14 protein-coding genes are annotated in these 13,790 nt (G+C 58.9%); all 14 read left to right on the top strand.

The window, feature by feature from the left end; genetic code table 11:
• Positions 1–35 precede the first annotated feature (35 nt).
• The 14 genes from tsf (at position 36) to rnhB (ending at position 13,725) form a co-directional block, all read left to right on the top strand.
• Positions 36–899 (top strand): translation elongation factor Ts, encoded by an 864-nt coding sequence (gene tsf / locus D8U82_RS08755; RefSeq protein WP_016771476.1) that lies wholly within the window; start codon positions 36–38, stop codon positions 897–899.
• Between the two features lie 208 nt (positions 900–1,107).
• Entirely contained in the window at positions 1,108–1,851 is a 744-nt protein-coding gene (pyrH, locus tag D8U82_RS08750; RefSeq protein ID WP_003222124.1) for a UMP kinase, read from the top strand.
• Positions 1,848–2,405, top strand: a complete 558-nt coding sequence (gene frr, locus D8U82_RS08745) for a ribosome recycling factor (protein ID WP_007954771.1) — start codon at positions 1,848–1,850, stop codon at positions 2,403–2,405. Before pyrH ends, frr begins: the two co-directional genes overlap by 4 nt.
• Positions 2,406–2,419: 14 nt before the next feature.
• Entirely contained in the window at positions 2,420–3,175 is a 756-nt protein-coding gene (gene uppS / locus D8U82_RS08740; protein WP_016771475.1) for a polyprenyl diphosphate synthase, read from the top strand.
• Entirely contained in the window at positions 3,175–3,981 is an 807-nt protein-coding gene (locus tag D8U82_RS08735; protein ID WP_016771474.1) for a phosphatidate cytidylyltransferase, read from the top strand. Before uppS ends, D8U82_RS08735 begins: the two co-directional genes overlap by 1 nt.
• Positions 3,978–5,168 carry a 1-deoxy-D-xylulose-5-phosphate reductoisomerase gene (gene ispC, locus D8U82_RS08730; RefSeq protein WP_130902040.1) on the top strand — a complete coding sequence of 397 codons (1,191 nt, stop codon included), beginning with the start codon at positions 3,978–3,980 and terminating at the stop codon, positions 5,166–5,168. Before D8U82_RS08735 ends, ispC begins: the two co-directional genes overlap by 4 nt.
• A gap of 55 nt (positions 5,169–5,223) precedes the next feature.
• Complete coding sequence (rseP, locus tag D8U82_RS08725) at positions 5,224–6,576, top strand: sigma E protease regulator RseP (RefSeq protein WP_110600137.1); 1,353 nt, start codon at positions 5,224–5,226, stop codon at positions 6,574–6,576.
• A gap of 74 nt (positions 6,577–6,650) precedes the next feature.
• Positions 6,651–9,026, top strand: a complete 2,376-nt coding sequence (bamA, locus tag D8U82_RS08720) for an outer membrane protein assembly factor BamA (protein ID WP_125925190.1) — start codon at positions 6,651–6,653, stop codon at positions 9,024–9,026.
• A 45-nt stretch (positions 9,027–9,071) separates the two neighbouring features.
• A complete protein-coding gene (locus D8U82_RS08715) occupies positions 9,072–9,575 on the top strand; it encodes an OmpH family outer membrane protein (protein WP_003222140.1) in 504 nt (167 codons plus the stop codon).
• A gap of 3 nt (positions 9,576–9,578) precedes the next feature.
• The gene (lpxD, locus tag D8U82_RS08710) at positions 9,579–10,634 is read left to right on the top strand and encodes a UDP-3-O-(3-hydroxymyristoyl)glucosamine N-acyltransferase (RefSeq protein ID WP_016771470.1); all 1,056 of its coding nucleotides are present in this window, start codon (positions 9,579–9,581) and stop codon (positions 10,632–10,634) included.
• A gap of 106 nt (positions 10,635–10,740) precedes the next feature.
• Complete coding sequence (fabZ, locus tag D8U82_RS08705) at positions 10,741–11,181, top strand: 3-hydroxyacyl-ACP dehydratase FabZ (protein WP_016771469.1); 441 nt, start codon at positions 10,741–10,743, stop codon at positions 11,179–11,181.
• Positions 11,178–11,954, top strand: a complete 777-nt coding sequence (gene lpxA / locus D8U82_RS08700) for an acyl-ACP--UDP-N-acetylglucosamine O-acyltransferase (protein WP_073476048.1) — start codon at positions 11,178–11,180, stop codon at positions 11,952–11,954. The genes fabZ and lpxA overlap by 4 nt, the downstream gene beginning before the upstream one ends.
• A 2-nt stretch (positions 11,955–11,956) precedes the next feature.
• Entirely contained in the window at positions 11,957–13,087 is a 1,131-nt protein-coding gene (gene lpxB / locus D8U82_RS08695; protein WP_130902039.1) for a lipid-A-disaccharide synthase, read from the top strand.
• 11 nt (positions 13,088–13,098) lie between these two features.
• A complete protein-coding gene (gene rnhB, locus D8U82_RS08690; protein WP_016771466.1) occupies positions 13,099–13,725 on the top strand; it encodes a ribonuclease HII in 627 nt (208 codons plus the stop codon).
• The last annotated feature ends 65 nt before the right edge of the window (positions 13,726–13,790 follow it).

The raw sequence follows: 13,790 nt of genomic DNA, 5'->3' as shown, positions 1-13,790 counted from the left end.
GAATGGTTGAAAACCTATCCAAGAGGAATTTGAAAATGGCAGCAATTACTGCAGCGTTGGTCAAAGAACTGCGCGAGCGTACCGGCGAAGGCATGATGGATTGCAAGAAAGCCCTGGAAAAGGCTGACGGCGACATCGAAAAAGCCATTGATGACATGCGTGCTTCGGGCGCGATCAAGGCTGCGAAAAAAGCTGGCAACGTTGCCGCTGAAGGCGCAATCGCCATCAAATCGAATGACAAGGCAGCCGTGCTGCTGGAAGTCAACTCGCAGACCGACTTCCTGGCCCTGCAAGACGACTTCAAGAACTTCGTTGCTGCCAGCGTAGAAAAAGCTTTCGACGAAAAACTGACCGACGCAGCTCCGCTGATCGCCGCTCAGGAATCGGCTCGTGAAGCTCTGGTTGCCAAAGTCGGCGAGAACGTCAACATCCGTCGTCTGGTACGCGTAGAAGGTGACGTTGTCGGCACTTACCTGCACGGTAACAAGATCGGTGTTGCTGTTGTCCTGAAAGGCGGTGACGTCGAACTGGCCAAAGACATCGCTATGCACGTTGCTGCAAGCAACCCTGAGTTCCTCCTGCCTTCGCAAGTCTCCGACGAAGCGATCGAGCGTGAGAAAGCTGTGTTCCTGCAGCTGAACGAAGAAAAGATCAAAGGCAAGCCAGAAAACATTGTTGAGAACATGGTCAAGGGCCGTATCAGCAAGTTCCTGGCAGAAGCGAGCCTGGTCGAGCAGGCGTTCGTCAAGAACCCTGAAGTCAAGGTTGGCGAACTGGCCAAGAAAGCCGGTGCTGAAATCGTTTCCTTCACCTACTTCAAAGTAGGCGAAGGCATCGAGAAGCCGGTCGACAACTTCGCTGAAGAAGTTGCTGCCCAGCTGGCTGCCGCCAAGCAATAAGACGGTTTTTCAACTGTCGCCCGAAAGAGGCTGCCCGCTAACGCGCGCAGCCTCTTTTCAGATGGGGTACCAATTTTTTATTGGTTTCCACCCGGAACTGACTTACAAAGCCATGTTCCGATGGCGCTGCAGCAGCGCCAAGCTAGAGTGAACGCCAGCTGTAAACAGCTCGCAAAGAATTTTAAATACGCCGCAGGAGAGATTCGCAATGGCTCAGCAGGGCAGTGGTTATCAGGCTCGCTATAAACGCATTCTACTCAAGCTTAGCGGCGAGGCCCTGATGGGCTCGGAAGAGTTCGGGATCGATCCGAAGGTGCTGGATCGCATGGCGCTGGAAGTCGGCCAACTGGTCGGCATCGGCGTGCAGGTCGGTCTGGTGATCGGCGGTGGCAACCTGTTCCGTGGCGAAGCCCTGAGCAAAGCCGGTATGGATCGGGTCACGGGCGACCACATGGGCATGCTGGCCACTGTGATGAACGCCTTGGCCATGCGCGATGCGCTGGAACGTGCCAATATCTCGGCCATCGTCATGTCGGCCATTTCCATGGTCGGTGTGACCGATCACTACGATCGTCGCAAAGCCATGCGCCACCTGAACTCCAAGGACGTCGTGATCTTCGCGGCCGGTACCGGCAATCCGTTCTTCACCACGGATTCGGCAGCCTGCCTGCGTGCAATCGAAATCGACGCCGACGTTGTGCTCAAGGCCACCAAGGTTGATGGCGTGTACACCGCAGACCCGTTCAAAGACCCGCATGCCGAGAAGTTCGATCATCTGACTTATGATGAAGTACTGGATCGCAAGCTGGGCGTAATGGATCTGACTGCTATCTGCCTGTGCCGCGATCACAAGATGCCGCTGCGCGTATTCAACATGAACAAGCCCGGCGCCCTGCTGAACATCGTGCACGGCGGCGCTGAAGGGACTTTGATCGAGGAAGGCCAACAATGATCAACGAAATCAAGAAAGACGCCCAAGCGCGTATGCAGAAATCCCTGGAATCTCTGAACCACGCGTTCGGCCAGATTCGTACCGGCAAGGCTCACCCGAGCATCCTTGGCAGCGTCATGGTGCCTTACTACGGCACTGACACTCCGCTGAGCGGCGTTGCCAACGTCACCGTGAAAGATTCGCGCACCCTGCAGGTCGTGGCCTTCGAGCGCAACATGCTCGCTGCCGTCGACAAGGCAATCCAGAGCGCCGGTCTGAACCTCAACCCGACCAACCTGGGCGAGTTGCTGTTGATCCCGATGCCTGCCCTTACCGAAGAAACGCGCAAAGGCTTCACCAAGCAGGCCCGCAGTGCAGCCGAAGACGCGCGCGTAGCCGTGCGCAACATCCGTCGCGATGCCTTGGGTGAGCTGAAAAAACTGGTCAAGGACAAGGAAATCAGCGAAGACGAAGAGCGTCGTGCCATCGCCGATATCGATAAGCTGACCAAAGAATCCGAGGCCCAGATCACCAAGGCCACGGACGAGAAAGAAAAAGACCTGATGGCCGTATAAGGGTCGAGCTTTAAATGGACAAGACCAAGCAGACTGCGCCGTCCGCGGTGCCGCGCCATGTCGCGATCATCATGGATGGCAATAATCGCTGGGCGAAAAAACGCTTTATGCCGGGTGTCGCCGGGCATAAAGCGGGCGTGGATGCTGTGCGGGCGGTGATCGAGGTGTGCGCTGAGGCCAAGGTCGAAGTCCTGACCCTGTTCGCCTTCTCCAGTGAAAACTGGCAGCGCCCGGCCGATGAAGTCAGCGCTTTGATGGATCTATTCTTCAAGGCGCTGCGTCGTGAGGCCAAGCGTCTCAACGACAACAACATCAGCCTGCGCATCATTGGCGATCGCTCGCGCTTCCACCCTGAGCTTCAGGCGGCGATGCGCGAGGCCGAGGCCATGACGGTCGGTGCCAACCGCTTTGTCCTGCAGATCGCCGCCAACTATGGCGGTCAGTGGGATATCGCTCAGGCTGCGCAACGTCTGGCGCGTGAGGTTCAGGCCGGGCATTTGCGTCCGGAGGACATCACCCCGGATCTGCTGCAAACGTGTCTGGCGACCGGCGATCTGCCGTTGCCTGACCTGTGCATTCGCACCGGTGGCGAGCATCGCATCAGCAACTTCCTGCTGTGGCAGCTGGCCTACGCCGAGCTGTACTTTTCCGACCTGTTCTGGCCGGACTTCAAACACGACGCCATGCGCACCGCGCTGGCCGATTTCGCTTCACGCCAGCGTCGCTTCGGTAAAACGAGCGAACAGGTCGAAGCTGGAGCCCGGGTTTAATGCTTAAACAACGAATCATCACTGCACTGATCCTGCTGCCGATTGCCTTGTGCGGGTTTTTCCTGCTCAAAGGTGCCGGCTTCGCGCTGTTCATTGGCCTGGTGGTGAGCCTCGGTGCCTGGGAATGGGCGCGTCTGGCCGGCTTCACCGCACAGTCGTTCCGCGTCGGCTTTGCCGCTGTGGTCGCCTTGATGCTGTTTGTCATGTACGTGTTGCCGGGCCTTGCGCCTTGGGTGCTCGGTGCATCGGTGATCTGGTGGGCGATTGCGACTTATCTGGTGCTGACGTATCCACGCTCCAGCGCGCACTGGTCCACTGCGGCAACCAAACTGCTGATCGGCCTGCTTATCCTGCTGCCTGCGTGGCAGGGTCTGGTGCAGATCAAGCAGTACCCGCTGGGTAACTGGTTGATCATGGCGGTGATGGTGCTGGTCTGGGGCGCGGACATCGGCGCTTATTTCTCCGGACGCAAGTTCGGCAAGCGCAAGCTGGCGCCGCAGGTCAGTCCGGGCAAGAGCTGGGAGGGTGTTTACGGTGGTCTGGCGCTGAGTCTGGTGATTACCGCGATCGTCGGGCTGGTGCGCGACTGGACCGTGGCCGAACTGCTCAAAGGCCTGATCGGCGCGGCAGTGATCGTCTTCATTTCCGTGGTCGGTGACCTTACCGAAAGCATGTTCAAGCGCCAGTCCGGCATCAAGGACAGCAGTAATCTGCTGCCCGGGCATGGTGGCGTGCTGGATCGCATCGACAGCCTGACCGCAGCCATTCCGGTATTCGCCGTACTGCTCTGGATGGCCGCACCGTGAGTCGTCCCCAGCAGATTACGGTGTTGGGTGCGACCGGTTCGATCGGTCTGAGCACCCTGGATGTGATTGCGCGTCATCCTGAGCGTTATCAGGTTTTTGCATTGAGTGGTTTCACCCGTCTTAGCGAATTGCTCGCGCTGTGCGTTCGTCATGTACCGCAATTTGCCGTGGTGCCTGAAGGTGCTGCGGCGCGTGGGTTGCAGGATGACTTGCGTGCAGCCGGTTTGCCGACTCGTGTGCTGGTAGGCGAGGAGGGCCTGTGTCAGGTTGCCTCCGCGCCTGAAGTCGACGCGGTCATGGCGGCCATTGTCGGTGCGGCGGGTTTGCGTCCGACACTGGCGGCGGTCGAGGCGGGCAAGAAGATTCTGCTCGCCAACAAGGAAGCGCTGGTGATGTCCGGCGCGCTGTTCATGCAGGCCGTGCGCAAAAGTGGCTCGGTGCTGCTGCCGATCGACAGTGAACACAACGCGATTTTTCAGTGCATGCCTGCGGATTTCGCGCGCGGCTTGAGCTCGGTGGGGGTGCGGCGGATCTTGCTGACCGCCTCTGGCGGGCCTTTCCGGCAGACGCCGATGTCCGAGCTGGCGCATGTTTCGCCGGAGCAAGCGTGTGCGCATCCGAACTGGTCCATGGGGCGCAAGATCTCCGTGGATTCGGCAAGCATGATGAACAAGGGTCTGGAATTGATCGAAGCCTGCTGGTTGTTCGATGCCAAACCGTCTCAGGTCGAAGTTGTGATTCATCCGCAAAGCGTGATCCATTCTCTGGTCGATTACGTCGATGGCTCGGTCCTGGCGCAATTGGGCAACCCCGACATGCGCACACCGATCGCTAACGCATTGGCCTGGCCGGAGCGTATCGATTCCGGCGTACCGCCACTGGATCTGTTCGCCATTGCACGACTGGATTTTGAGGCGCCCGATGAAAGCCGCTTCCCCTGTCTGCGTTTGGCCCGTCAGGCCGCCGAAGCTGGCAACAGCGCGCCGGCGATGCTCAACGCGGCCAATGAAGTGGCCGTGGCAGCGTTTCTCGACGGACGGGTTCGCTACCTGGAAATCGCGAGTATCATCGAGGAAGTCTTGAATCTGGAGCCGGTGGTGGCGCTGCACGACCTCGACGCCGTATTTGCGGCGGACGCGAAAGCGCGACTGCTGGCCGAGCAATGGTTGAGTCGGCACGGCCGATAGTTTTTTGTAACGCAACGGCGACACGCGACACTGAACAGGATTGCGGAGAAAGTAGATGAGCGCGCTCTATATGATTGCCGGCACCCTGATCGCCTTGGGTGTGCTGGTCACCTTCCACGAATTCGGCCACTTCTGGGTCGCGCGTCGCTGTGGCGTCAAAGTTCTGCGGTTTTCCGTGGGCTTTGGCATGCCGTTGCTGCGCTGGCATGACAAGCAAGGCACTGAATTCGTGGTCGCCGCGATTCCCTTGGGCGGCTATGTCAAGATGCTCGACGAGCGCGAAGGCGAAGTGCCGGTCGATCAACTCGATCAGTCGTTCAATCGCAAATCGGTACGTCAGCGTATCGCCATTGTTGCCGCTGGCCCGATTGCTAACTTCCTGCTGGCGTTAGTCTTCTTTTGGGTCTTGGCGATGCTCGGCAGCGAGCAAGTGCGTCCGGTCATTGGCGCGGTCGAGTCTGGCAGCATTGCCGCCAAGGCTGGTCTGAATGCCGGTCAGGAGATCGTTTCGATCGATGGCGAGCCAACGTCAGGTTGGGCTGCGGTCAATCTGCAACTGGTGCGCCGTCTCGGTGAAAGCGGTGCCATTCAATTGCTGGTGCGCGAGCAGGGCTCGACCGCTGAGTCGCCCCGTACGCTGGCACTGGATAACTGGCTGAAAGGTGCCGACGAGCCGGATCCGATCCGCTCGCTGGGCATTCGTCCTTGGCGTCCGGCCTTGCCGCCGGTGCTTGCCGAGCTGGACCCGAAAGGTCCGGCTCAGGCGGCGGGGCTGAAAACCGGCGATCGATTGCTGGCGCTTGATGGCCAGCCGCTCGATGACTGGCAGCAAGTGGTCGATACCGTTCGTACGCGTCCTGATACCAAAATCATGCTGCGCATCGAGCGCGACAATGCTCAAATCGACGTCCCTGTGACCCTGGCGGCGCGCGGTGAAAGCAAAGCGCCAAGCGGTTATCTGGGCGCGGGCGTCAAAGCCATCGACTGGCCGCCGGAAATGATCCGCGAGGTCAGTTATGGCCCGCTGGCCGCGATTGGCGAGGGTGCCCGTCGCACTTGGACCATGAGCATTCTGACGCTGGATTCACTGAAGAAAATGCTGTTCGGCGAGCTCTCGGTAAAAAACTTGAGTGGACCGATAACCATTGCTAAAGTGGCGGGCGCTTCTGCCCAGTCGGGCGTCGCTGATTTCCTGAATTTCCTTGCTTATCTGAGTATTAGCCTGGGCGTTCTGAATTTGCTGCCCATTCCTGTACTGGATGGGGGGCATTTGTTGTTTTATCTGATCGAGTGGGTGCGTGGTCGCCCCTTGTCGGATCGGGTGCAAGGTTGGGGGATACAGATCGGTATCAGTTTGGTGGTCGGGGTGATGTTGCTTGCTCTGGTCAACGATCTGGGTCGACTGTAACGCTTCGCTGAATTGCGAATCTGCCGCATTTTGCGGCAGTTTGTTTATTGCCAGTTGGAATAAGAAAGGACTTCATGAAACGTCTGCTGCTAACTGCGGTTCTCACCGTATTGATGATCGCCGAAGTTCACGCCGAGTCCTTCACTATCTCTGATATTCGCGTCAATGGCCTCCAGCGGGTCTCCGCGGGTAGCGTCTTTGGTGCCTTGCCGTTGAACGTCGGCGAGCAGGCGGATGATCGTCGCCTGGTGGAATCCACTCGTGCGTTGTTCAAAACCGGTTTCTTTCAAGATATCCAGCTGGGCCGCGAAGGCAACGTTCTGGTCATCACCGTCGTCGAGCGTCCTTCGGTCGCCAGTATCGAAATCGAAGGCAACAAGGCGATTTCCACTGAAGACCTGATGAAGGGCCTCAAGCAATCCGGTCTGGCCGAAGGCGAAATCTTCCAGCGCGCCACCCTCGAGGGTGTGCGTAACGAACTGCAGCGTCAGTACGTTGCCCAGGGTCGTTACTCCGCTACCGTCGACACCGAAGTGGTTTCGCAGCCGCGTAACCGCGTGGGTCTGAAGGTGAAGATCAACGAAGGTACCGTTGCCGCCATCCAGCACATCAACGTGGTAGGCAATACGGTTTTCCCTGAGGAAGACCTGACTGACCTGTTCGAACTGAAAACCACCAACTGGCTGTCGTTCTTCAAGAACGATGACAAATATGCCCGTGAAAAACTCTCCGGTGACCTGGAGCGTCTGCGTTCCTACTACCTGGACCGCGGCTATATCAACATGGACATCGCTTCGACCCAGGTATCGATTACCCCGGACAAGAAGCACGTGTACATCACCGTCAACGTCACCGAAGGCGAGAAGTACACCGTTCGTGACGTCAAGCTCAGTGGCGACCTGAAAGTCCCTGAAGAGCAGATCAAGTCGCTGTTGCTTGTGCAAAAGGGCCAGGTGTTCTCGCGCAAGCTGATGACCACCACCTCCGAGCTGATCACCCGTCGTCTGGGTAACGAGGGTTACACCTTCGCCAACGTCAACGGCGTGCCTCAGCCGCACGATGATGACCACACTGTAGACATCCTCTTCGCTGTCGATCCGGGCAAGCGTGCCTACGTCAACCGCATCAACTTCCGTGGCAACACCAAGTCCGAAGACGAAGTGCTGCGTCGTGAAATGCGTCAGATGGAAGGCGGCTGGGCTTCGACCTACCTGATCGACCAGTCCAAGACCCGTCTGGAGCGTCTGGGCTTCTTCAAGGAAGTCAACGTTGAAACCCCGGCCGTGCCAGGTGTCGACGACCAGGTTGATGTGAACTACGCCGTTGAAGAACAGGCTTCCGGTTCGATCACCGCCAGCGTCGGTTTCGCCCAGAGCGCCGGTCTGATCCTCGGTGGCTCGATCACCCAGAACAACTTCCTCGGTACCGGTAACCGCGTCAGCATCGGTCTGACCCGCAGCGAATACCAGAGCCGCTACAACTTCGGCTATGTGGACCCGTACTGGACCGCTGATGGCGTGAGCCTGGGTTACAACGCGTTCTATCGCACCACTGACTACGATGAGCTCGATGCCGATATTTCCAGCTATGCGGTAGACAGCCTCGGTGCGGGCGTGAACGTTGGCTACCCGATCAGTGAGACTTCGCGTCTGACGTTCGGTCTGTCTGCCCAGCAGGACAAGATCAATACCGGTCGCTATACCGTTGACGAGATTTTCGACTTCGTCGAGAAAGAAGGCGATAACTACCTGAACTTCAAGGCCTCGGCCGGTTGGTCCGAGTCGACCCTGAACAAAGGCGTGTTGCCGACCCGTGGTCGTTCCCAGAGCCTGACCCTGGAAACCACCATTCCTGGCAGCGACCTGTCGTTCTTCAAACTTGACTACCGTGGTCAGCTCTTCCAGCCGATCACCGAAAACTACACCCTGCGCCTGCACTCCGAACTCGGTTATGGCGACGGTTACGGTTCGACCGATGGTTTGCCGTTCTATGAAAACTACTATGCCGGTGGTTTCAACTCGGTTCGTGGCTTCAAGGACAGCACCCTGGGCCCGCGCAGTACGCCGAGCCGTGGTAACAACCCGGGCACTATTGCAGACCCGGACCAGGATCCACTGCCGTTCGGTGGTAACGTCCTGATCCAGGGTGGCGTGGAAGTCCTGTTCCCGTTGCCATTCGTCAAGGATCAGCGTTCCCTGCGGACTTCGGTTTTCTGGGATGTCGGTAACGTCTTTGACTCGCAGTGCAAGGACACTACGAACGCCAATGGTTCGTCGTCCAACACCAAGTGCAACGACATCAGCCTGAGCAACATGGCCAGTTCCGTCGGTGTCGGCGTGACCTGGGTCACCGCACTGGGGCCATTGAGCTTCGCCCTGGCGATGCCGATCAAGAAACCGGATGACGCTGAAACTCAAGTGTTCCAATTCTCCCTCGGCCAGACGTTCTAAGCGTCTGACCCAAGATAACGACAATGGATTTTGTAGGAGTGCATCGTGCGTAAGTTGACTCAATTGGTTCTCTTGGCCTCCGTACTGGTGGCAGGCCCGGCGTTCGCCGACATGAAAATTGCCGTGCTGAACTATCAGATGGCACTGCTGGAATCCGACGCGGCGAAGAAGTACGCCGTGGATGCCGAGAAGAAGTTCGGTCCGCAACTGACCAAGCTTAAAACCCTGGAAAGCAGCGCCAAAGGCATTCAGGACCGTCTGATGGCCGGTGGCGACAAAATGCAGCAGGGCGAGCGTGAGCGTCTGGAGCTGGAATTCAAGCAAAAGGCCCGCGACTTCCAGTTCCAGTCCAAGGAGCTGAACGAAGCCAAAGCCGTTGCCGACCGTGAAATGCTCAAGCAGCTGAAGCCGAAACTGGACAGCGCTGTGGAAGAAGTCATCAAGAAGGGTGGTTTTGACCTGGTGTTCGAGCGTGGCGCAGTCATTGATGTCAAACCTCAGTACGACATCACGCGCCAGGTTATCGAGCGCATGAATCAGCTGAAGTAACCCATGACCGTGACTATCAGGCTCGGCCAGTTGGCCGAGCACCTCGGCGCCACCCTGCGTGGCGACCCCGAGAGGCAAATTACTGGGCTAGCCACTTTGCAAGAGGCTGGCCCAGCTCAGTTGAGCTTTCTGGCAAATCCCCAATACCGCAAATACCTGGCCGGTTCTCAAGCAGCTGCACTGCTGCTCAAGGAAGCCGACGCTGAGGGTTTTGCCGGTAATGCCCTGGTGGTGCCTGATCCTTACCTGGCCTATGCACGTATTTCGCATCTGTTCGATCCGAAGCCAAAAGCGGCTGGCGGGATTCATCCGACAGCGGTGATCGCGGCGGACGCTGTGGTTGACCCGAGTGCCAGCATCGGTCCGTTCGTGGTGATCGAAGCCGGTGCACGCATCGCTGCACAGGTCACGCTGGGCGCGCATTGCGTAGTCGGCGCGCGCAGCGAAATCGGTGAAGGCGGCTGGCTCGCTCCGCGCGTTACGCTGTATCACGATGTGCGCATCGGCAAGCGTGTGGTTATTCAGTCCGGCGCAGTGATCGGCGGTGAGGGCTTCGGCTTCGCCAACGAAAAAGGCGTCTGGCAGAAAATCGCCCAGATCGGTGGCGTGACCATCGGCGACGATGTCGAGATCGGCGTGAACACCGCCATCGACCGCGGCGCTCTGGCCGATACTGTGATCGGCAACGGTGTGAAGCTCGACAACCAGATCCAGATCGCGCACAACGTCCAGGTCGGTGATCACACCGCCATGGCCGCGTGCGTCGGCATTTCCGGCAGCACCAAGATCGGCAAGCACTGCATGCTCGCCGGCGGTGTTGGTCTGGTCGGCCATATTGATATTTGCGACAACGTTTTCCTGACCGGGATGACCATGGTGACTCACTCGATTACCGAGCCGGGCGCCTATTCTTCCGGCACAGCCATGCAACCGGCGGCCGAATGGCGCAAAAGCGCGGCCCGCATCCGTCAGCTCGATGACATCGCGCGACGGTTGAAACAGCTGGAAAAGCGCGTTGGGGAAGTGACCCCTGACGGCAATGCTTCATCTGATGGCTGATACCATTTCCATATCAAGTGTGCACAGCCTCTGGACTGCCTCCTTGATTTGCTAGAGGAGTGCGCGTCAGTCGCGCTCCCAATCTTTACATAGGCTTTCCCCTGAAATGATGGACATCAACGAGATTCGCGAATACCTGCCTCACCGTTACCCGTTCCTGCTGGTGGACCGGGTGGTGGAACTGGACACTGAAGGCAAGCGAATTCGCGCCTACAAGAATGTCAGCATCAATGAACCGTTCTTCAATGGTCACTTCCCTGCGCATCCAATCATGCCGGGCGTGCTGATCATCGAAGCGATGGCTCAGGCTGCCGGGATCCTCGGTTTCAAGATGCTCGACGTCAAACCGGCCGACGGCACCCTGTATTACTTCGTCGGTTCCGACAAGCTGCGCTTCCGCCAGCCAGTCAAGCCGGGCGATCAGTTGATCCTTGAAGCGACATTCATCAGCTGCAAGCGCAAGATCTGGAAGTTCGAATGCCAGGCTTCGGTGGACGGCAAGCCGGTCTGCTCGGCAGAAATCATCTGCGCGGAACAGAAAGTATGAGTTTGATTGACCCTCGCGCAATCATCGATCCGTCCGCCGTTCTGGCTGACGGCGTCGAGGTCGGCCCGTGGTCGATCATCGGCGCAGGTGTGGAAATCGGCGAGGGTACCGTGATCGGGCCGCACGTGATCCTCAAGGGGCCGACCCGCATTGGTAAGCACAATCGCATCTACCAGTTTTCTTCGGTAGGCGAAGACACCCCGGATCTGAAGTACAAAGGCGAGGAAACCCGCCTGGTGATCGGCGACCACAACGTCATTCGTGAAGGCGTGACCATTCACCGTGGCACCGTGCAGGACCGTTCGGAAACCACCCTGGGTGATCACAACCTGATCATGGCCTATGCCCACATCGGCCATGACAGCGTCATCGGCAATCACTGCATTCTGGTCAACAACACTGCGTTGGCCGGGCATGTACACGTTGACGACTGGGCGATCCTCTCCGGTTTCACCTTGGTGCATCAGTACTGCCACATCGGCGCCCACAGCTTTTCCGGCATGGGCACGGCGATCGGCAAGGATGTTCCGGCGTTCGTCACCGTATTCGGCAACCCGGCCGAAGCGCGCAGCATGAACTTCGAAGGCATGCGCCGTCGCGGTTTCAGCGAAGACGCAATTCATGCGCTGCGCCGCGCCTACAAGACGGTCTATCGGCAGGGCCTGACGGTCGAGCAGGCGTTGGCCGAACTGGCCGAGTCGTCTGCGCAGTTCCCTGAAGTCGCCGTGTTCCGTGATTCGATCCAGGCATCGACTCGCGGCATCACCCGCTGATCATGGCCAATCTGCTTATTGCGCTGGTGGCGGGTGAGGCTTCCGGTGACATTCTCGGCGCCGGCCTCATGCGTGCGCTCAAGACTCAGCACCCGGCAGTCGAATTCATCGGTGTCGGCGGTCCGCTGATGCAGGCCGAAGGCCTGACCTCGTACTTCCCCATGGAGCGCCTGTCGGTCATGGGCCTGGTCGAAGTCCTCGGTCGGCTGCGTGAATTGCTCAAGCGCCGCAAAGAGCTGATTGCCACACTGATTGCCGCAAAGCCAGACGTGTTCATCGGCATCGATGCGCCGGATTTCAACCTCAATATCGAACTCAAGCTGCGTCAGGCCGGGATCAAGACCGTGCATTACGTCAGCCCGTCGGTGTGGGCATGGCGGCAGAAACGGGTGCTGAAGATCCGCGAAGGCTGCGATCTGATGCTGACCCTGTTGCCGTTCGAAGCGAAATTCTACGAAGAGAAAGGCGTGCCGGTGCGTTTCGTCGGTCACACCTTGGCCGATACCATTCCGCTGCAAGCCGATCGCGCCGCTGCCCGCGCCGAGCTGGGTTTGCCCGACGGTCCGCTGGTGGCGCTGATGCCGGGCAGCCGTGGCGGGGAAGTCAGTCGCCTCGGTGCGCTGTTCCTCGACACTGCCGAACGTCTGCGCGCCATGCGTCCAGGCGTGCGCTTTGTCATGCCTTGTGCAAACCCGGAACGCCGGGTGCAACTCGAGGCCTTGCTTGCTGGCCGGGATTTGCCGGTAACCTTGCTCGACGGTAAATCCCACTTGGCCCTCGCCGCGTGCAACGCCGTGTTGATCGCTTCCGGCACTGCTACCCTTGAAGCACTGCTGTACAAGCGACCGATGGTGGTGGCCTATCGGTTGGCGCCGCTGACGTTCTGGATTCTCAAACGCATGGTCAAGAGCCCGTACGTATCGCTGCCCAACTTGCTCGCTCAGCGCTTGCTGGTGCCGGAGTTGTTGCAGGATGATGCGACTGTCGAAGCCTTGGCGCAGACGCTGTCGCCCTTGATCGATGGCGGCGAGGAACAGACCCGCGGCTTCGACGAGATCCACCGCACGCTGCGGCGCGATGCTTCCAATCAGGCGGCGCAAGCCGTCCTTGACCTGATCGGCAAACCACAATGAGCAAGACAAGCATGCAAATGGGCCTGGATTTCACTCTGGTGGCCGAAGTCGAAGAACTGGTCGCCGGTGTTGATGAAGTCGGTCGTGGTCCGTTGTGCGGTGCGGTGGTGACAGCTGCGGTAATTCTCGATCCGAACCGGCCGATCCTCGGCCTCGATGACTCGAAAAAACTCACCGAAGCCAAGCGCGAAAAGCTCTACGACGAGATCTGCGAAAAGGCGCTGAGCTGGTGCATTGCTCGCGCCGAAGTCGAAGAAATCGACGATCTGAATATCCTCCACGCAACCATGCTGGCCATGCAGCGCGCGGTTGCCGGTCTGCACATTCAGCCGAAATTGGCGATGATCGACGGTAACCGCTGCCCGCATTTGCCGATGCGCGCCGAGGCGGTGATTCAGGGCGACGGCAAGGTGCCGGCGATCGCGGCGGCGTCGATTCTGGCCAAGGTCAGTCGTGATCGCGAAATGGCGGCGTTCGAATTGATCTACCCGGGCTACGGCATCGGCGGCCATAAAGGCTACCCGACGCCCGTTCATCTGGAAGCACTGGCGCGGCTCGGCCCGACGCCGATTCACCGCCGCTCGTTCGCCCCGGTACGCCTGGCTTACGAGGCGCGGGAAAGCCTGACGCAGGTTTAGGCCCAAGGCTGATGTTTTAACCAAGGCCCGGTACAATCCGGGCCTCGTTGTCTCTATGTAACTGG

The sequence above is a fragment of the Pseudomonas sp. Sample_23 genome, assembly GCF_004307595.1.
In the GTDB taxonomy this organism is placed as follows: domain Bacteria; phylum Pseudomonadota; class Gammaproteobacteria; order Pseudomonadales; family Pseudomonadaceae; genus Aquipseudomonas; species Aquipseudomonas atacamensis.
The sequence above is the reverse complement of the archived record's forward strand: the minus strand, read 5'-3'. Positions and strand labels throughout refer to the sequence as shown.

What these genes read in the sequence shown, in the direction of transcription:
- tsf (WP_016771476.1), top strand. Translation starts at nt 36, where the DNA reads ATGGCAGCAATTACTGCAGCGTTGGTCAAAGAACTGCGCGAGCGTACC.
- pyrH (WP_003222124.1), top strand. Translation starts at nt 1,108, where the DNA reads ATGGCTCAGCAGGGCAGTGGTTATCAGGCTCGCTATAAACGCATTCTA.
- frr (WP_007954771.1), top strand. Translation starts at nt 1,848, where the DNA reads ATGATCAACGAAATCAAGAAAGACGCCCAAGCGCGTATGCAGAAATCC.
- uppS (WP_016771475.1), top strand. Translation starts at nt 2,420, where the DNA reads ATGGACAAGACCAAGCAGACTGCGCCGTCCGCGGTGCCGCGCCATGTC.
- D8U82_RS08735 (WP_016771474.1), top strand. Translation starts at nt 3,175, where the DNA reads ATGCTTAAACAACGAATCATCACTGCACTGATCCTGCTGCCGATTGCC.
- rseP (WP_110600137.1), top strand. Translation starts at nt 5,224, where the DNA reads ATGAGCGCGCTCTATATGATTGCCGGCACCCTGATCGCCTTGGGTGTG.
- bamA (WP_125925190.1), top strand. Translation starts at nt 6,651, where the DNA reads ATGAAACGTCTGCTGCTAACTGCGGTTCTCACCGTATTGATGATCGCC.
- lpxD (WP_016771470.1), top strand. Translation starts at nt 9,579, where the DNA reads ATGACCGTGACTATCAGGCTCGGCCAGTTGGCCGAGCACCTCGGCGCC.
- fabZ (WP_016771469.1), top strand. Translation starts at nt 10,741, where the DNA reads ATGATGGACATCAACGAGATTCGCGAATACCTGCCTCACCGTTACCCG.
- lpxA (WP_073476048.1), top strand. Translation starts at nt 11,178, where the DNA reads ATGAGTTTGATTGACCCTCGCGCAATCATCGATCCGTCCGCCGTTCTG.
- lpxB (WP_130902039.1), top strand. Translation starts at nt 11,957, where the DNA reads ATGGCCAATCTGCTTATTGCGCTGGTGGCGGGTGAGGCTTCCGGTGAC.
- rnhB (WP_016771466.1), top strand. Translation starts at nt 13,099, where the DNA reads ATGCAAATGGGCCTGGATTTCACTCTGGTGGCCGAAGTCGAAGAACTG.